This window comes from Herpetosiphonaceae bacterium (genome assembly GCA_036374795.1).
Classification (GTDB): Bacteria; Chloroflexota; Chloroflexia; order Chloroflexales; family Kallotenuaceae; genus LB3-1.
Genome location: DASUTC010000343.1, coordinates 1 through 19,465, shown reverse-complemented (window position 1 = coordinate 19,465; position 19,465 = coordinate 1). Strand labels below are relative to the sequence as shown.

At 64.0% G+C, this 19,465-nt stretch carries 14 protein-coding genes; 9 read left to right on the top strand and 5 right to left on the bottom strand.

All coding sequences use genetic code 11. The annotated features are described in order from the left end of the window. The 3 genes from VFZ66_26620 to VFZ66_26610 all read right to left on the bottom strand — a co-directional run. Positions 1–1,000, bottom strand: a 1,000-nt coding sequence (locus VFZ66_26620; GenBank protein HEX6292787.1) for a chitobiase/beta-hexosaminidase C-terminal domain-containing protein, incomplete at its 3' end; no start/stop codon positions are given. A gap of 78 nt (positions 1,001–1,078) precedes the next feature. Then, the gene (locus tag VFZ66_26615) at positions 1,079–1,945 is read right to left on the bottom strand and encodes a polyphosphate polymerase domain-containing protein (GenBank protein HEX6292786.1); all 867 of its coding nucleotides are present in this window, start codon (positions 1,943–1,945) and stop codon (positions 1,079–1,081) included. 24 nt (positions 1,946–1,969) lie between these two features. After that, positions 1,970–2,560, bottom strand: a complete 591-nt coding sequence (locus VFZ66_26610) for a DUF4956 domain-containing protein (protein HEX6292785.1) — start codon at positions 2,558–2,560, stop codon at positions 1,970–1,972. Between the two features lie 892 nt (positions 2,561–3,452). On the opposite strand from VFZ66_26610, the gene VFZ66_26605 reads away from it, so the two are divergent. The 7 genes from VFZ66_26605 to VFZ66_26575 all read left to right on the top strand — a co-directional run bounded on the left by VFZ66_26605 (position 3,453) and on the right by VFZ66_26575 (position 14,847). Further along, positions 3,453–4,433: an NAD(P)-binding domain-containing protein gene (locus VFZ66_26605; protein HEX6292784.1), complete on the top strand. Its 981-nt coding sequence runs from the start codon at positions 3,453–3,455 to the stop codon at positions 4,431–4,433. Positions 4,434–4,516: 83 nt separating this feature from the next. Continuing rightward, positions 4,517–5,764 (top strand): glycosyltransferase, encoded by a 1,248-nt coding sequence (locus tag VFZ66_26600; GenBank protein ID HEX6292783.1) that lies wholly within the window; start codon positions 4,517–4,519, stop codon positions 5,762–5,764. 263 nt (positions 5,765–6,027) lie between these two features. Further along, entirely contained in the window at positions 6,028–8,220 is a 2,193-nt protein-coding gene (locus VFZ66_26595) for a right-handed parallel beta-helix repeat-containing protein (protein ID HEX6292782.1), read from the top strand. 110 nt (positions 8,221–8,330) lie between these two features. Further along, the gene (locus tag VFZ66_26590) at positions 8,331–10,676 is read left to right on the top strand and encodes a tetratricopeptide repeat protein (protein HEX6292781.1); all 2,346 of its coding nucleotides are present in this window, start codon (positions 8,331–8,333) and stop codon (positions 10,674–10,676) included. A 40-nt stretch (positions 10,677–10,716) separates the two neighbouring features. Then, positions 10,717–12,117, top strand: a complete 1,401-nt coding sequence (locus tag VFZ66_26585; protein ID HEX6292780.1) for a right-handed parallel beta-helix repeat-containing protein — start codon at positions 10,717–10,719, stop codon at positions 12,115–12,117. Between the two features lie 274 nt (positions 12,118–12,391). After that, positions 12,392–13,621, top strand: a complete 1,230-nt coding sequence (locus VFZ66_26580; protein ID HEX6292779.1) for a choice-of-anchor Q domain-containing protein — start codon at positions 12,392–12,394, stop codon at positions 13,619–13,621. 260 nt (positions 13,622–13,881) lie between these two features. Continuing rightward, positions 13,882–14,847, top strand: coding sequence for a type I phosphomannose isomerase catalytic subunit (locus VFZ66_26575; GenBank protein HEX6292778.1), 966 nt, complete (start codon positions 13,882–13,884; stop codon positions 14,845–14,847). Here VFZ66_26575 and VFZ66_26570 read toward each other — a convergent pair. Further along, positions 14,752–15,978, bottom strand: a complete 1,227-nt coding sequence (locus VFZ66_26570; protein HEX6292777.1) for a peptidoglycan DD-metalloendopeptidase family protein — start codon at positions 15,976–15,978, stop codon at positions 14,752–14,754. The two genes, VFZ66_26575 and VFZ66_26570, sit on opposite strands and share 96 nt — an antisense overlap. 304 nt (positions 15,979–16,282) lie before the next feature. Between VFZ66_26570 and VFZ66_26565 the strand changes: the two genes are divergently transcribed. Continuing rightward, positions 16,283–16,759 (top strand): hypothetical protein, encoded by a 477-nt coding sequence (locus tag VFZ66_26565; protein ID HEX6292776.1) that lies wholly within the window; start codon positions 16,283–16,285, stop codon positions 16,757–16,759. Between the two features lie 117 nt (positions 16,760–16,876). On the opposite strand, the gene VFZ66_26560 is transcribed toward VFZ66_26565, so the two are convergent. After that, positions 16,877–17,926: a hypothetical protein gene (locus tag VFZ66_26560; protein HEX6292775.1), complete on the bottom strand. Its 1,050-nt coding sequence runs from the start codon at positions 17,924–17,926 to the stop codon at positions 16,877–16,879. A gap of 375 nt (positions 17,927–18,301) precedes the next feature. Here VFZ66_26560 and VFZ66_26555 point away from each other — a divergent pair. Then, on the top strand, positions 18,302–19,465 hold a 1,164-nt coding region (locus tag VFZ66_26555; protein HEX6292774.1), incomplete at its 3' end, for a HAMP domain-containing protein.

Below are 19,465 nucleotides of genomic sequence, written 5' to 3'. Positions count from 1 at the left end.
GGCCCATCTGGAGCCAGACGCGCCGCGCCCACTCGTCGTTGATATAGTCGGCCTCGCGCCGCTGATCGCGGTCGAAGTACGACCAGACGCGGTTGCCGCCGTTGCGCAGGACCAGCCGGTCGAACTTTGCGACCGGATCGTCGTGATCGAAGAGCTGGAAGTCGAGCTTGGAGGTGCCGTACGAGGCTTTGAAGTAGACGCGGAAGCTCTTTTTCGGCTGGCGATGTGGCCGACGGCTGGCCTGGCCGTGGATGCGCATGCCGCCGTAGGCCGCAAAGCCGGTGCTGCCATCCGGCCTGATCCACTCAAGCGAGATCGGACGCTCCCACTTCGTGCCCAGCGGGTCGGTCGTGTAGGGCTCCTTGGCGTTGGGATTGTAGTAGATGCCCGTCGCAGGGTCCCACAAGTTCGGCAGATCGGTGACGATCGAGAGCGAGGGCAGCGACTTCATTACCGGATCGAATTTGGCGCTGTTGCTGGGATGGCTCAGCACCTCAGGGTCCATCGCGTAATCGGCTGGGTAGCTGCCGTACTCGTCGGCTGCGGCGAAGGTCGAGGGCCAGCCCGGCGGCGGCGTATCCGGCTGATTGCGCACGCTGGCGAGAAAGATATAGGTGTGCGTCACCACCGGCGACTTGATCGAGCTGGACGTATAGGCGACGGCGCGCACCACGGTTGTCGTCGAGATCGCGAGCGGCCCGCCGTAGATCGTGCCGCTGCTGGGGCCGGGCGTGCTGCCGTTGAGCGTGTAGCGTATCGTCGCGCCGGAGGTGCTGCTGCTCAGGACCAATTGAAACGGGCCGCTGTAGAAGCCGCGCCGCGCGCTGAAGGCAGGAGCAGCGACCGCCGACGTTTGCGCTATGGCAAAGTACGGCGCGGCGCTCGACCAGAGCAGGACCAGCACGAGGACGAGAATCGGCGTGAATCTGGCTGCCGCGTGCCGCCTGCGAGCAGCGGACACGGAGACATGAGCTAGCCACGGCGTGGTTAGTGAAGACATATGCCGCTCCTATGTTGACGGGGGGCATCGGTTGGTCGTGCGGACGCACCTGAGATTGCGTATGTGGCGTGTACGCGATCAGTGCGTTGTGTCAGGCAGCGATGTGAGCGCATCGACGGCGATACGCGCGGGCAGGACGACGCTCCTGGTGGGTAGCCAGTCAACCTGCGGCTCGACATAATGCATGAAGTAACTCTTGCGCGCTTGCTGGAACGGGTTGCTGCGCAGATCAGGCCGAACCAGGCTCAGGCCCAGGCAATATTTACTTCCGGAGGCTGGTCGCACTCCCAGATGCCAGAGGAGCTGATCCGCCGTGCCGCGCCCGCGCTCCGATTTCGTCTCGACCAGCACATAGTCGGGTGCCATCTGGCCCTGCCAGCGCTGATCGAGCGCGAAGGCCAGATTGAAATCGCAGGTGATGCGCTCCATGGACGCCTGGGCCATGAGCGTGACGCGCTGGTAGTGCGTGCGCACGGTCGGCAGCAGCGGATGCGAGAAGACCAGGCCATAGTCGGCGCGGAGGCGCTCCCGCAGGAAGTCGGCTGCCGCAGGTGTCACCGTCTGGCACTCCGTCTCGCCATAGCCCATCTTGTACTTGACTGTCTCGCCACGGCCTCCTTTCAGCTTCAGCTCGAAGAAGCACAGGTCGCTGTCCACATAGCGTCGGCTGCGGCACTTGAACCGCTTGCGTCGGCCCTGCACATGCGCCCAGTAACAGTCCAGAGTCGGCGTATCGAAGTACTGCGTGTCGTAGGTGAAGCAGCGCTGCCCGTCGATGTCGAGCACGAGATGGGTCTTGCGCAGCCTGGCGGCAAAGCGCAGGAAGACCGTCCACGGCAGGAAATACTTGTTGTCGGCGCGTCTCTGGAGCGCCGCGCGCCGGTTGATCTCCGCCAGCGAGATCGGATCGAACTGCGCGGTGATCGTCGCCATCTGCTCAGGCACATCATCCTCCCTATCCCGGCAGCATCACCCCTCCGTGGCATAGCGCACGTTGAGCACGGTGATCTCACGCACGTAATCGACGTGGGTAATCGCGTAGTCCAGCACCCGAACATTCAGCCGATGCTCAAGGTCGGCGCGCAGGCTTTGGTCGTTAGGATGAATCCGATCCAGCGTAATCTGCTGCCGTCCGACCCGCCGCAGCAGGCGCGGGTGATCCATGACGTACACGACCAGCACCGCCACGCCGTTCAGCAGCAGCACGAAGATCACGTCGAGTGTGGTGGGCGCGGCCTTGGCGACGCCAAAGGCGTTGACCAGGGCGATCACCAGCACCACAAAGGCGTACGCCAGCTCGGTGTTGCTGAACTCCTCGCTGCGGATGCGAATGATCGAGAGGATCGCGAACAGCCCGAAGCCCACGCCGAGGCCAGTCTCCTCGACCGAGATCACGGTCATCACCAGGAACAGCCCGACGTTGAACGAGGTGTAGGCCATCAGCAGGTCGCGCCGCGAGTGTCGCCGGAAGTAGATCATGAACGCGACGATCGCAATAACCAGCAGGTCGGCGGCGAAATGCAGGAAGAAGCTCACAAGATGAGCGGCGGTGATTCCCATCGGCACCTGTCCTCCTCTGGCGTGAGGGCGAAAGAGCCAACAACCAAGAACAAAGTGAGAATCGAGAACTAAGAACCAAGGAGCACTCAGGACTCGAAGCTCGAAGGCAGGGTCCGGGGCCGTCCCCGGATCATTCCGCTGGCTCCTGCTGATGCAGGAGCGCATGCAGAGTTTTCCCAACATGTCCCTTAAGCCTACATGGGCGTTGACGAATGCACGATGGGCGAGTACGTGGATCGCGCTTGGGAGTGGTGCGGCGGAGGCGCGATCGTAAGGTCGCTAGCGAGAACGCCACGTGAGCGGTTGAGCGTCGCTTAACCAAACGATAACAAGCAATTAACGGAAAGATCATCCTGGGTTAGCTACTACAACGCGATAGCAGAAGAAAAAGTTACGCTGCACGGTTAATTCGGTAGAACTTTAGTAAAGGTACTACCGTAGTACCTAAACCAGACTCCTACGGCGATGAGCCGTTGGATTGGCGTTGCAGAGCCTATGCCACACGCCCCGGATACGGCCTATTACCGCCTCACAGCGCCATGAATCCGGCCAGTGCCAGACAACTTTCCGAAAAGAAATACAAATGTGGGTAAATACGGCGTAACTTTGTCGGATTTGTAGCGTTGTAGTAGTTGCAGCATCCCATCCAAAGTACTACCACGCACCCATTATTCAAGTTTTCTCGTCATCCTAGCAACTACTCAAGTTCTCATCGTCCTGGCAACCCAGATAGCGGTTATGGCCCCCTGACTGCTATCGCGCACCAGCAGATCTTGGGCATTCGAGTCCTGTTAGTGATCCAAAACGTCGGCGATTGCCCCAGCCGTTGTCTTGCGCAAGGAACTGAAGAAGTTTCGTATAACCTTGTGGATTGCGGAAGGAGGACGACTCGATGGCACGGATTCTCATCATTGGCTCTGGTGTCGTCGGCCAGGCCACCGGCAAAGGGTTTGCCAAGAAGGGGCATACCGTCAGCTACGTCGACATCAATCCTCAGACGATTGCCAGGCTGCGCGCCGAGGGCCTGCACGCGATGACCGTCACCGAAGTCGACTGGGATACGGTCGACGTGGTGATGCTGGCGGTTTCCACGCCGAGCGTCGAGGGCAAGATCATTCTCGATTATATCGAGGCGGCGGCGCTGGATGTTGGCCTTGGCCTGGCGAAGACCAGGAACTATATCACCGTGGTCGTGCGCAGCACGGTGCCGCCCACCACCACCGAGCGCCGCATCGCTCCGATCCTGGAGCGCGCCTCCGGCAAGCAGAACGGGATCGACTTTGGCCTGGCGATGAACCCCGAATTCCTGCGCGCCGTCAACAACGAGCAGGACTTTGCCCGTCCGTGGATTACGGTGATCGGCTCGAACGATCGGCGGACGACCGAGATCCTCGACACGCTGTACACGCCCTTCGGCGCGCTGATCGTCCGCTGCACGCCCACCGAGGCGGAAATGATCAAGTATGTCAACAACATTTATAACGCGCTCAAGATCAGCTACTTCAACGAAGTTCACGCTATCTGCCAGCAGCTCGGCATCGACAGCAACATCGTCGGCGCGACCGTGGCCCGCAGCGCGGAGAGCATGTGGAATCCGCTCTACGGCACGCGCGGCGGCGTGCCCTACGGCGGCGCGTGCCTGCCCAAAGACACGGTCGCGTTCATGCAGTTCGTTCAGGAGAACGGCTGGAGCCATCTGCTGCTGGAGGCCGCGATCAAGGTCAATCAGCGTCTCGCGGCACAGGTTCCGGCGGCGGCCTCACCCGACCAGATCGACGATGTGCTGGAGGCCGTGCGCACGCGCGACGAAGCCGCTGCCCGTGGCGAAGAGCTGGTGATCGAGGTCAGCGCCCCACGGCAGGTCGTTTTGTAGCCCGGCGGTTGTGGACGTAGGCTGAGGGATGACCTCCACCTCGGCGCATCTTATGCAAAACCAGGCAAGGACCGCGCGGTGACATGGATTTTTTGAATGCAGTTGTTGCTGCTTTGGCGAACTCGGCGCTGCTGATCCCGATCGGCACGCTGGGTATGGTCCGCTGGGCAATGTGGCTGTTCAAGCGTATTCCGGCGCTTTTTTATCGACCGATCCGCAACGACTACGATACAACTGCGACGATCGTCACGCCGGTATACAAGGAAGATCCCGCGCTCTTTCGCCGGGCGCTCGACTCGTGGCTTGCCAACCAGCCCGATCGGATCATCGCGGTGATCGACATGACCGATACCGTCTGCATCGAGATTGCGCTGAATGAATATCCGCAGATCGACGTGATCCTGATCGATCTTCCGGGCAAGCGTCCGGCGCTGTCGGTGGGCGTGGATGCGACCACGACCGAGCTTGTGGTGCTGGTGGATAGCGATGTGATCTGGGAGCCCGATGTGCTGCGGAAGCTCAAAATGCCCTTTGCCGATCCTGCGATCGGCGGCGTCGGGACGCGGCAAAACATGTATCCCAGCGATGGCGTGCGCGCCACGATCTGGGAGCGCCTGGCCGACATCTATCTCGATATTCGGTACGCCGACGAGGTGCCCGCGACGACGCTGGTGGGCCGCGCGGTGAGCTGTCTTTCGGGCCGGACGGCGGCCTATCGCACCAAGCTGCTCAAAAGCCTGCGCGAGCCGTTCCTGAACGAAACCTTCAACGGACGGCCCTGTATGAGCGGCGATGACAAGCGCTACACCTGCCTGGTCTTGCAGAGCGGGTATCGCACCTGGAATCAGCTCGACGCACAGGTCTACTCGACGTTCAAGCCCGACTTTCAGGGCTTTCGCAAGCAGCGCATCCGCTGGAGCCGCAATAGCTTTCGCAGCGATCTGCGGGCGCTCTGGCAGGGCTGGGTCTGGCGCTATCCCTATCTTGCGATCATGCTGATCGACAAGACCGTTGCGCCGTTCACCCTGCTGGTCGGGCCGGTGATCCTGGCGCTGGCGCTGATCATCGGCAACTGGCAGCTCGCGCTGGCGCTGCTCGCCTGGTGGCTGTGCAGCAGGGCGCTCAAGATCTGGCCGCATCTGCGGCGCAAGCCCGCCGACTGGCTGATTTTACCGTTGTTTCTGGTAATCACCTACTACATGTCACTGATCAAGCTCTACGCACTGTGTACGCTTAACGAGCATAAATGGCTGACGCGCGCGGTCGCTGTCGTCGACGGCAAGGTCGAGCGGATCAGCGAGGCCGCCCAGGAGGGCAAGGCCAGCGCCTAGGCCATCATCCGCCGCATCCAATTGCCGGGAAGATGCACGTCTGCTGCGTCGTCCGTGCTCGGCTGCAACACATTGATAGGACACACATCGGGTTGGCTGCTGCTGGTTGGCTCTGGTGCGTGTGCGCCGACAGGCCGGGGCGGGTGCCCTCCGGGCCAGGGTGTACCCCAAAGATTCCCTGCTCTGACGCAGAATCGCATGAGTGCTTGTCCGCCAAGGGTCTGTGTTTCTGTAATAGCAGCCATCGCAAGGAGAAGACAGTGGTGTACTCGCCATTTCGCCACGGCTGGCGGCGTCGCGCTTGGTCGGCGTTGTCGAGCCTGACATGCATGATCATCGTCGTGCTGCCCGCCAGCAGCGCACCGCTCGTGCCCGCGCAGGTTTCCGCCGCGATCAGCGGCATCGACGAGGATGGCGAGATCGCGCCCGGTCGTGCCGCCGCCTGGGATCGGGTGGACGGCGCTCCGGCGGGCAGCGATACACGTCAGGGCACGCCCGACGGCGAGCAGCGTGTGGCGGCGGCAGGCGACTGTCTGGGCTGGCCGACGCGGCGGGTGCGCTATACCTCCGATGGCGTGATCCATCTTGAGGGCTGCGGCCAGACGTTCACGCTGTCGCATGTGGCGGAGGCGCTGGGCGATACCAGCAAGCTGGAGCTGGTCGATGCGGCCAGGAAGATCTGGTTGCTCAAGGTCAGCCTCAAAGTCGAGGAGGGCGCGACGCTCAACGTGATTGGTGAGGGCGGCGATGTCAACTGGCTGCGGCTGCGCAGCGACGACAGCGGCGCGGTGTGGCTACGCGCCGAGAATGGCACGATTACCATTGAGAATACCCGCGTTACGTCGTGGGATGCCGCGCGCAACACGTTCGATATGGACTACGCGGTCGCGCCTGACGGCTCCGGCGGTCGGGCCTATATTGCCGCGCGCTCGGTGCTGACCAAGGGGCGTCTGACAGCGCCGCCGACAGCCTGCTCGGTTAACGGCGGCACGCGCGAGCCCTACGAGGCGCGCATGAACGTGCTCAACTCCGAGATCGCGTACCTGGGCTACAACGCTCCCGAATCGTATGGCCTGATCTGGAAGGTGTACTACAAGCTCGATCCGAGCGATCCCAGCGACGCGCCGCCCCCGGGCCGTCAGCTCTACGCGATGGTCGATATCTTCGGCAACGGCAGCGGCAGCACGTTCCGGCACAACTACTTTGGCGCGTACACCTATGGCGGCTACTGCATGAACTGGACGGGCAACCTCTTCGAGGGCAACATCCAGTACGGCCTCGATCCGCACGACGACTCCGACTCGCTGCTGATATCGAATAACCGCTTCTTCGATAACGGCAACCACGGCGTGATCTGCTCGATCTATTGCAGCAACATCGTGATCACGAACAATGAGGTGCTGCGCAACCGGCACGGGATCATGATTCACCGCCGCGTCGATCAGGCGCGGATCGAGAACAATATCAGCGCCGACAACCGCGAGGCCGGCATCGCGATCTTCGACTCGCATAGCTCGATCGTGCGCAATAACGTCGTGCGCAACAACGGGACCGCCGCCGTGCGGCTGAGCGTGGGCGCGTCGGGCAACCTGATCGAGGACAACACGCTGATCGGGCTATCCGCCAGCGGCACCGGCCACGGCTATGTCGTCTACACGTACCAGGGCTCCGATCTGCCGACCGAGCCGGGCGATGGTCGTCCCAAGAACAATATCTTCCGCAACAACCAGATGACCGGCTACAAAACGCCGGTGCTGAAAATCGACGATGCCTCCAGCAATCTGTTCGACTCGAACGCGGTAAGCGGTCCCAACACCGGCTTTGAGTTCGAGTATGGCGTGGGCAACATCGCGGCGAATACCATGTTCAGCGCGTCGCTGCTGACGCACGTTAACACCATCGGCCTGCCGTCGCTCGCGGCATCGACGATCGTGCGTGACGGCGAGGTCGGCAAGACGATCACCATCAACCACGACCGGTACAGCACGACGCGGCTGGAGGATACGCGGCATCGGATCTGGTCGCTGCCTGAGACGGGTCTGCGCACCGACGCGGGCAAGGGCGCCTCCACGCTGACGCTGAACACCGACAACTCCGGCACCAGCGAGCTGATCACGACGCTCGATCTGGCGGTGATGCCGGGTGCGGGCACGATCTCGGTCGCGCCGACGATGTGGCAGAACGCCGCTCCCTTCGGCAAAAGCTGGACGGAGACATCCGGCACGACGGGCGGCGCGGTTGCGCATAGCGTCGGGAATCTCCAGACCGGCCAGTGCTTCACTGTTACGGCGAATAGCGCGGTGCTTGGCACGTTTACCGCCAACGACAGCGGACGAATCAACTTTTCGTACAGCGGCGGCTACGGCAGCCCGATCACGTTTGGCGTTGCCAAGGGGAGCAACTGTCCCAGCCAGCCGCAACTGAAGCATTTCTACCTGCCGGTCGTGCGGCCTTAGCATCCTTTGGGCGCAGAACAGAGCATACCGGGCCGAGCGCCGCGACGCCGGGGTCGTACACACTGGGCGTGGTGCTGGCCTCACTCAGAAACGTAGAATGTGGAACGTGAATGCAATCAACATCCGACCATGCGCCAATTAAGCTGTACGAGCGTCCCGCCGTCGATCGCGTCTCGAAGCTGGGCCGCGCGGTCACGCTCGTCAGCTTTGCGACGATCGGCGGGCTGCTGTGCCTGATGTTTTTCCAGGTAGGCTCAGTCAGCACCAATAAGTTCTTCGTCGCTCGCGCCGACCGCCAGTATCAGGCACAGTCGTTCGAGGCCGCGATCGGCAGCTACGGCTGGGCACTGCGCTTCAATCGCAACGACGCGCACTCGCTCTTGAATCGCGGGTATGCGCTCCAGAAGCTCAACCGGCACGCGCGCGCGCTGCCGGACTTCTCCAGCTACATCGCGCTCAATCCACAGGATGTGTCGGGCTATCTGGCGCGCGGCCTGAGCTACCTGCGGCTGGGACAGCCCGGCAGCGCGATAGGCGATCTCAACGCCGCGCTGGCCCTCGATCCGAACAATGTTGCGGCGCTGGTGGCGCGGGCCGACTCGTCGGCCCAGCTTGGCGCGTGGCAGGCGGCGGTCGACGATCTCACTGCGCTGCTGCGGCTACAGCCGGATCAGCCGAGCTACCTGCTGGATCGGGCGCGCTACTACAAAAATCTTAACTCGCACCAGCGGGCGCGCGCCGATCTCGATCGCCTGCTGGCCTTGCAGCCGGATAACGTCGGCGGGCTGCTGCTGCGCAGCGATGTGCGCAGGCGGGCGAGCGACGCCGATGGCGCGCTGGCGGATCTCAGCCGGGCGGTCGAACTTCAGCCGCAGAGCGCGCATCTCGTAGCCCAGCGCGGCAGCGAGTACGAGCAGCGCGGCGCGACCGATCAGGCGATCGCCGATTATGTGCGCGCCGTCGCGCTCAACCCCGCCCTGGATTGGGTCCATCTTCGGCTGAGCGTGCTGTACGACCGGCGCAAGGAGTACGACAAAGCCGACGCAAGCCTATCCAGCGTGATCGGGCGCAACCCCGACGACAGCGCCGCCTACTTTCGCCGGGCAAAGGTGCGGCTCAATGCGCGGCAGTACGCTGCGGCGCTCGCCGATCTGCACGAGGTCCAGCGGCGAGATCCCCGTTCGGCGGCAGTGTATCTGGCGCAAGCCGACGTGTACGCGGCCAGTCAGCAGGTCGAGGAATCCATCGCCGCGCTGAACACCGCTATCGGGCTCGATCGGCAGAATGCGTATGCCTATCTGGCGCGGGCGCGGGCGCAGCACAGGCTGGGCCGCGCCGAGGCCGCGCTGCGCGACCTCGACCAGGCGCTACGTCTGGAGGCCGATAACCAGGCGGCGCTGGCCGAGCGCGCCGAGCTGCTGATGCAGCGACGAGCCTACGCGGCGGCAATCGACGATTATGCCCGGCTGATCGAGCTGCGCCCCGACGACAAGACAGCCTATATCGCGCGCGGTCGGGCCTTCCGCGCGATGGATGACCTGGAAAACGCCGAGCGTGACTTCAGGCAGGCGACGGTCGTCGCGCCGGATGCGGATGACGGCTATATCGAGCTGGGGCTGCTGGCGGCGATCCAGAACAATACCGATCTGGCGCTTCAGCACTTCGATGCGGCGCTGGCGCTCGGCACCGACAATCCGCGCGTCTTTGCGGCCCGTGGCCGGATCTACGCCGAGCAGGGCACGATCGCAGAAAGCCTTGCCGATCTGGATCGTGCCCTCGCGCTGCGGCCCGACGATGTTGCCACGCTGCTGGTGCGTGGCCGTATCTACGAGGATCAGGGACAGCCCGACGCTGCGCTCCGCGACTTCGATCGGGCGCTGACGGTCGAGCCGACGAATGTGCAGGCGCTGCTCACACGGGGCCGCTTCTACGAGCTATACGCCCGGACCGATCAGGCGCTCGCGGACATCGACGCGGTGGTGAAGCTCCAGCCGGATAACGCGAGCGCGCTCTCGATGCGGGCGCGGCTGCTCCAGCACCAGGGCGCGTTTGCCGAGGCGCAGGCCGATCTTGAGCGCGTCAGGACGCTCCAGCCGGACGATACGCGCGTGATCCTGCGACAGGCGGCCTTGCTCGAAGCGCAGGGCAAAGCCGAAGAGGCGCTGGCGCTGATCCGCGAGGCGCTCAGCACGGGCGCGGCACCCGCCGAGCTGTATCTGTATGCCGGGAAAGTGCGCTACAGCCTGGGACAGTACCGCCGGGCGGTCGCCAACTTCCGCGCGGTGCTGGAGGCAGATCCGGCCAACGGAGCGGCGTATCAGGGCGTCGGGCTGGCCGAGCGCAAGCTGGGCAATAACCGGGCGGCGATCGTCGCGTTCAGGAGCTATCTGCGCCTGGTGCCCGACGCGGCGGATCGCGGCGAGATCGTGGCGTGGCTGAGCAAGCACGGCGGGTAGCTGGAAGCGGCGCTCTGGCGCTGCCTTCGACGGGAGCAAGATGCTTGATCGACGGAGCCAGTCCTATCGTGATACCGCCGGGCGCATGCGCCGGGTCGGCCTGGTGTGGCTGGCGGGCCTTGTGCTCGTCGGCTGCGGCTCCGTGGCGCGCCTACAGACGGCCTCGCCGCCGCCAGTCTCGTCCATGACAACGCCGTCTGCCGCGCCATCGACCAGCAGCGCTGAGCGGCCATGCGCGGATCGGCGCGACCGTGCGCCAGCGGCATCGGCGGCGCAGGAGGCGACAGCGGTGGATGTGCGCTACGACGACGATTCCAACACGATCACGCTGCGCGGCGGCGAGTGGGTCACGCTCACGGCGATCAGCCGGGCCGTGGCCCAGCCTCAGGCGGTGCGCGAGTCGACGCCGGGCGAGTGGCTGCTGTCGGCCAATCTGGTGGTCGAGCGCAGCGCGGCCCTACGCATCGCCGCGCCGGAGGTCCGGCGGCTGAAGCTGCGCAGCGATGACGAGGGCTTTATCGCGATCAAAGTGCTCGGCGGGCGGCTGGAGATCGTCGGGACGTGCGTGACCTCGTGGGATAGCGCGCGCAACACCTACGATCAGCACCATGCCAACGGACGCAGCTTCGTGCTGGCTCGTGACGGCGCGCGCATGGACATTCGCGGTGCTGAGCTAAGCTACCTCGGCTACGACGCGGATCAGTCGTACGGGGTGGCGTGGCGGCTTGCGGGCACCACCGGCGAGCTGATCGACAGCTATCTCGGCTACAACTTTTATGGACTGTACACCTACGAGGCGTCGGATCTGGTGATTCGCGGCAACGAGGTCCATCACAGCGTGCGCTACGGCATCGATCCGCACACGCGCTCGAACCGGCTGCTGATCGAGCGCAACGTGTCGCATCATAACGGCAAGCACGGCATCATCCTCGCCGAAACATGCGATGACAACATCATCCGCAATAACACGGTCTACGCCAATGCGCTGCACGGCATCGTGATCTACCAGCGCTCGAACAATAACCTCGTGGAGGGCAATACGAGCTACGCCAACGGGCAGCAGGGGATCAACGTCAACGACTCCACGCGCACCACGATCCGCGACAACACGGTCTACGACAACGCCGAGGTCGGCATCGGCGTGGGCCAGGATGCGACCGATACGCTGGTGGAGGCCAATCGTGTCCACGATAACCGCGAGGATGGGATCTTCCTCTACAGTGGCGCGACGAAGACCCTGCTCCAGGGCAACACGGTCAGCCACAACGCGCGCTATGGCATCTATGTCAAGAGCGCAGGCAATCAGATCGGCGGCGGCAATCAGATCTTTGGCAATACCGTCGGGGTCTATCTCAACGCCGACCCCGCTCCCGACGTTTCGCGAGAAGCCAACCGGATCTACGACAATCGCGAGGCTGACGTGCGCAGCGACGCGAACTAGTCGGACGGAGAACAAAGAACAAAACGAAGGAACAAGCGGACAAAGGAACAACCGGATAGCCAGGAACCGGAAACTCGAAACAAGGAGGACAGAATCGAGCGGGTGAGGTGCTGTCAGCGGTGTAGAGGAAACGTCGGACTCAGCCAGCGCCAGCGGGCTGGGGTAGGAAGTAGTGGAGGAACGGCGCGGTTCATCCCGCATCAGGCCGACTTCTCACAGCAGTACGCCTGTAGGCGCTCAGTCTCATGGCACGAAGAGGGATACGAGGTTTAACATGAAACATTATCCCATGCTTACTGGCTTCTTAGCCGTTCTGCTCGCAATCGGGAGCTTTGGAGGCACGTCCCCCACGTACGCCGCCACGACGTTTACTGTTAACAGCACCGCCGACGCCGCAGATGCGAGCGCTGGCAACGGCGTGTGCGAAACTGCGCCCGGCAATGGTGTCTGTACGCTGCGCGCCGCGATTCTGGAGGCGAACACGCTCGCCGGAGCCGACACCGTGATCCTGCCCGCAGGAACATACGCCTTAAGCCTGACGGCCAGCGGCGACATCGACATCCTGCAAGACCTGGCGCTGATCGGCGCGGGCGCGAACAACACCTTTATCGAGGCGGCACCAGGCTTCCAAGACCGGCTGCTGGATGTGGGCGACATCAATCGAGGACTGATCGATCTCACCGTGACGATTACCGGCGTGACGATCAGACGAGGCACGTCCAAAGGCAGCGGCGGCGGTATTGCCAACGACTCCACGCTGACGATCAACGACAGCATGATCACCGGCAACACCGCCCGCTTCACCAGCACGGCAACCGGCGGCGACGGCGGCGGGATCTACAATACGCGCGTGCTGCGCATGAACAACAGCACGATCAGCGACAACGTGGCCGACGACGATGGCGGCGGCATTAACAATGTCGGTATTATGATCCTGCACAACGTGACCATCAGCGGCAACCGCTCAGGCGGCGATGGCGGTGGGATGCAAAGCACCAACAGCACCACGACCGAATCCAACACGGTCATCACCAGCAGCACGATCGCCAGTAATTGGGCGGGCGGCAATGGCGGCAACATTCGCAACGGCAATATCTTCAGGATGAAGAATACGCTGATCGGGCCAAGCTCGTCCGCCAATGGCCGTAACTGTAGCAGCACCAGCGTCAGCCCAATCACATCCGATGGGCATAACCTCGAAAGCAACGGCAATACCTGCAACCTCAAAACCGCGTTCGGCGACCTGATCAATGTCGATGCCGGGCTTAGCCCGCTCTATCCCAACGGCGGCCCAACCGAGACACATGCGCTGTCGATGAACAGTCCCGCGATCGATAAGGGCGATCCCAGCGGCTGCACCGCGACCGACCAGCGCGGCGTGGCTCGTCCGCAGGATGGCGATCGGAACGGCACGGCGATCTGTGATATTGGCGCGTATGAGCACATTCCGCGCGTGCTGCCGCCGCTCACGGAGAAGTTCTACCTCCCGATAAGCACGCGGTAGCATCGCTGGCTGCGGTGCGCGTATGAGCCGGGGGAGCGGGCATGGTGCTCTCTCCCCTTGTCCAATCCCGGCCCGGCGGCGATCGGCGCTGCGGCACCAAACGGCTCGGAGCATGGTACACTCTGGCGCAGCATGCTGCGGACTGTTCTTGAAATGTCGCCGCGTATCGCCCGGCGGTGGAACGTTCGTGTCTGTACGAGTGAAAGGAGTAGGGCGAGCCTGGCTTCGTGATCGGGGCGATGCAGGCTCGTCGTAGAAGGATGTCGAGTATTCCACCACTGATGCTTGAGCGTCGGCTCGATAGCCGAATCTGGGGCGGCGACACCCTTGGGCCGTGGCTTGGCCTGCGCGACGCGCCGCCAAAGCTGGCCGAGTCGTGGCAGGTGTACGAGCATAACCGCATTGCCGACGGGCCGTTGGCCGGGCAGACTCTCGCCGAAGTGGTCACGCAGCACGGCGCGGCGCTCGTCGGCACGCGCAGCTTCGAGCGCTACGGCGCTGAGTTTCCGCTGCTGGCAAAGTTCATCGACGCCGCCGACAATCTATCGGTCCAGGTCCATCCCGACGACGAGTACGCGCACCGGGTGGAGGCCGCCACCGGCTTTCACGGCAAGACCGAGGCCTGGTATATCCTGCGAGCCACGCCCGGCGCTGAGGTGATCCACGGCCTTGTGCAGCCCACCGATCGCGCCACGTTCGCCGGTGCCGTGCGCGAGGGCACGCTGCTCGATCTGCTGCGGCGCGTGCCGGTCGCGGCGGGCGCGACGATTTTCGTCCCTGCGGGCACGGTCCACGCGATCAACGCGGGCATCATGCTCTTTGAGATCCAGCAGAAGTCGGACCTGACCTACCGCGTGTACGACTACGACCGCCGCGACGATCAGGGACGGCCTCGCGAGCTGCATCTTGAGCGGGCGCTGGATGTGATCGAGTATGGCGCGCCGCCGCCGGACGTGACGCCGCAACCGCTTGGCGAAGGCCGTACGCTGCTGGTAGCGTGCGCCTACTTTACGATGGAGCGCTGGGAGCTTGCGGCGGCGACGCAGGCCGCTACGGAGCCGACGAGCTTTGAGATCCTGACGGTGATCGAAGGGCAGGCTGATCTGGCCTGGGCCGATGGCACCCGCCGCTTACGGCTCGGCGAGTCGATCGTGCTGCCCGCCAGCCTGGGCGCGTACCGCGTGCAGCCCGATCCTGCCGTCACGATCCTGCGCTGCTACGTCTGAGGCGCTGACGGGGTAGAAGTTGAACCGGATCGTCGCAGCCCGTCCGTCGCTGCCAGTCTCGAAGTCGGAGGGCACCGCTGCCTGCGCCCAGCCCTCGCGTCCGTCGGGCAGCCGCACGCGGTACCACAGCCGATAGCTGTCCGCGCCGGTCGCCTGCGGTGCTTCGGGTCCGGCCCGCACCGCAAGCAGCGCGAATCGCTCGCCGGGTTGTAGCGCAACATCAGCGATCGGCTGCTGCGGCGTGGCGTCCTCGGCAAGCTGTGCCCACAGCGTGACGCCTGGTGAGGCAGGCGGCGTGGCGACGACGACCTCGCCCAGCGCACCAGCCGGTTCCGCAGGAAAGGCGCGGCGGGCGATCACGTGGGTCGGATTGCGCCAGCCCTGGGCATTCGGCAGATCGGGCGCGGCGATCGGCCAGTAGCCGGGGCCGGGCGGGCACTGCGGGCCGCAGCGAAAGCCGTAGCGCGGACGATCCCCGTTGATCCCGGCGCTGGTCAGAAAGGTGCGGATCTCGAAGTGCAGGTGGTTGGGCACATCGTCGGAGCGCCGCAGCACGGTGCCTAGCCGCGCGCCGCGTATGACGTGCTGGCCCTGCTCAATGGCGAGTGCCGGATCGAGGTGGCCGTACATCGAGAAGCGATCGTCGGCGTGTTTGACGATCACCACGCGACCGGGATAGTTCGACCCGGCATACACGACATCGCCGTCGGCGACCGCATAGACCGTCGCGCCTGCGGTATCGCCCTCGACGGCATACCAGTCCTCGCCCGTATGCCAGTAGCCGGGGTTGTACCACGTATTTTCGACGTTATAGCCGTGCCGAATAAAGAACCCATCGCCCGGCGCGTGGCCCGGCTGTCCGATCGGGTAGCTCCACTGAGCGGCAATGGTCGGCGTGATCGTAGCGGTTGGAGCGGGCGGCGCGGGCGTGGCTGTCGCCGATGGCGCTGCGGTGGGCGATAGCGTCGGCGCGGGCGTGGCTGTTGCCGATGGCGCTGCGGTGGACGATAGCGTCGGTGCGGGAGTGGCGCTCGCCGCAGGCGCGGAAGCCCGCTCCTCGCGCCCGGATGCCGCCGCGCATGCCACCAGCGCCAGCCCGATCAGCAGTAAGCAGAGCGATCTGCCTATCACACGCGCCTCCCTCGTCCTCTGCACCATTGTACTACGCCGGGCTGCCTATCAGCGACGTGACAGCACGGCCTCATGCGGAATTCAGTGATTTGCTTGGCAGGCTGTGTAAAATCATAGGCATCACCCTCACATCCCACAATAGCCTACCGCGACAATGGATACGCCTACACAATTGCCGAAAGGAGGTGCGGCGCTACCCACGTTCCCCTGACGACAAGCCTGACCTGCTACCTGTACGGCGTTCTCGTAACGTCGTGTCGTACACCGCTCTGCGCTTCGCGGCGCTCTTGGAAGGAGGCTCTCGATGGCTCAGGTGCATCACAATCGGCTGCTCCAGGCGATCATCCTGCTCGTCGGTATGCTCGTGATCGGTATGGCGCTCGCCGTCGCACCAACCGGCGCACAAGAACCCTTTACAATCGACGTTACGATCACCGATGCGACCGTCAACTCGCAGACGGGCCAGGTGACGATCCAGGGAACCGTGACCTGCTCCGAAGCATCCTCGTACTACGTCTCGCTGAGGGCCACCCAATATCTTGGGCGCACCAGCACGATCAATGGATACGGCAGCACCAGCGGTACATGCCCCGGCCCGCAGGGCACCACGTTCACGATCTCGCTGTATGGCACGAATGGTCGCTTTGCTCCAGGCCACGTGCTGATCGAGGCGTTTGCCTCCGGCTGCGCGGGCAGTTCCTACCCATCGCCCTATCCTCCGTACCCCACGTGCGACACCGATCAGGAAACCCTCACGACCCGCCTGCGACCATCGCGGTAACGCGCAAGCCGCGCTCGACTATATTGGCACGAGGCCGGGGAATCGCTCCCCGGCATCGTGATTCGTTCTGGACGCGGTGCGCACGCCGGGAATACCCGCAGCGGTGGGGCCGTCCGTCTACGGCGCGGGCGCGTAGGCGGGCTCCGTCTCGCTAGCCGCTCCGCTTGTCAGCCTGACCGGGTCGGAGCCGTCGGCCTGCATCGTGAACAGATCGAACGTCGCCGTCTCGTTACGCGCCGAGGCGAACACGATGCGCGTGCCATCCGCCGACCAGTCCGGCAGCCGTCCGCCGGTCGCGTCGTCCGTGAGCCGCTGCTGGCCGCTGCCGTCGGCGTTGACTACATAAAGGTCGCCGCCAGCGATGTCGCCGTCGACGATCCCGCCGCCGTCGAAGTACTCGAACACGATGCGTGTGCCGTCGGGTGCGTACGCAGGCGCAGTGTTGCGCGCGAGATCGTTGGTCAGCCGCGTCACCTCGGAGCCGTCAGCCCGCATCACATACAGATCGTTGGCGGCAGCCTTATCGGCGGGCGTGTCCCGATACGATGCGAACACGATCCGTGTGCCGTCCGGCGACCAGTCGGGATCGTAGTCGCGCTCTGGGTGCTGCGTCAGGTTGCGCGGCTGCGATCCATCCGCCTGCATCACGAAGATGTCGGGGTTGCCGTCGCGGTCCGAGACAAACGCGATCTGCGTCCCATCCGGCGACCAGACCGGATTCGTGTCGATTCCAGAATCGGTCGTCAGGCGCACCTGCTGGCTACCGTCGGCCTGCATCACATAGATCTCAGGATCGCCGTCGCGAGCAGACATAAAGGCGATGCGCGTGCCATCGGGCGACCATGCCGGGCTGGCGTCTGCGGCGGCGGCGTCGGTGAGCCTGATCTCGCCTGAGCCGTCCACATTCAGCACATAGATCTCCTGGTTGCCGTCGCGATCCGAGACAAAGGCGATCCGACCGGCGCTGCTGATCCTGCCACCATCCGCTGATCCCGCAGCTACCGTCGACGTTGCCGCTGGCGAGACGATGGGGCTAGGCTCAGCCAATGCGGGCGCGGTCGTCTGCGGGATGATAGACGGCTGAGCCGAGGGCAGACTGGCCGCGCCACAGGCGTTGAGCAGCAGCAGGGCCAGACCTGCCGCCGCGATATGTTTGGTGCGAGACATAGATCGTTTCCTTAACAAGCATCAGAATGGAGCTCCAGCAAGGCTGTGCCGGGCTATGCTACGGCCCATCCGCCGCTCGATCATCCGCCTTTTGCAGCATCTCGGCGTGGTCAAAAGCCGGAGCACACCTCCGGATCGATGGATCGGCACGGCGCGGCTGTGGGATGCATCTGTGGTACCATGCTACCGCTTCGATGGACGGATCGGCTGTAGTAATAAAAGTTTAACCAAAGTATCTTGCGGCTGTAGCCCGGCCATGGCACCATCTAGACACACGACAGCGTTGTCAGCAAGCGAGATCGGGAGCGCTGACGCTGCCATGAGCGACTGTCGGATACGATCGACCGCGTACCATGTGTACGGCAAGGAGCCTCGATGCGACTGAAGGTTGGTACCAAATTTGCCAGCATGAGCGTGCTGGGACTATGCCTGATGCTGATCGCCATCGCGCTTGGCATGCTGGAGCTAGAGCGACTCAGCTATAACTCGCTGCGGCTGGCCGGGAGCGCCGAGGCGAGCCAACACGCCTCCGCTCTCCAATCCAATCTCCAGGAACTCTACAGCGGCCTCGATTCAGCCACAGGCCAGCACTACCTTGACTGGCTCGACAAGCCATTGCAGATCCGGCTCAGCAATGTGTCGCATAGTGTGACGCAGCTCTCGCGTGTGCTGGATGAGCGCGGCGCGCATCAGCGCGTCCGTGAGCTGACCGAGATTCATGCCACGCTGACCAGTGAAGTCGATCGGCTGGTTGAGCTGGCGCGAGATAGGCAGTGGAACGCAGCCAGCCTGCGCTTCGTGAACTATATCAGCCCGATCAAGGCGAACTTCGAGGCGCAGACGGCGCTGGTCGAGCAGGAGTTGCAGCGCGACATGGAGGCCGTCACCAGCGTTGTGCTCCGAACACGGAGCAGCTACCGGCGCATGGTGCTGATCGAGACGCTCCTGGCGCTGGCGCTGCTGTCGCTGGTAAGCTGGCTGCTCTGGCGCAATCTGGTGGAGCCGATTCGCGGCCTGACGCAGAGCGCGATGCTGCTGGCAGGCGGCAACCTCGACGCGCGATCGAACATCGGCAAGCGCGGGGACGAGATCGGCGCGCTCGCGGCAACCTTCGATAGCATGGCGGAGCAGCTGGCGGCGTCGCACCGCAGCCTGGAGGAGAAGGTCGAGCAGCGCACGGCGGAGATCGAGGCCCAGCGGGCCGCGCTCCAGCACCTCCTCACCGATCTGCAAGCCACCACCGCCGAGCGCGAGGAGCTGCTGACGGCCCTGGCGCAGCTTCAAAATCCGGTCATTCCGGTGATCGAGGGCGTGGTCGTCGCGCCGATCGTGGGCCACCTGACCGATTGCCGCTTCGACCGATTGCAGCAAAGTCTGCTTGACACGGTTGTCGCCACGCAGGCGCGGGTGGCGCTGCTGGACATCACGGGCGTCGCGCGGCTGGACGAGGCGAGCGCCGCGCGGCTGCTCGGCATTGGTCAGGCGCTCCGGCTGCTGGGCGCGACCGCGATCCTGGTGGGTATTCGTCCTGAGGTGGCG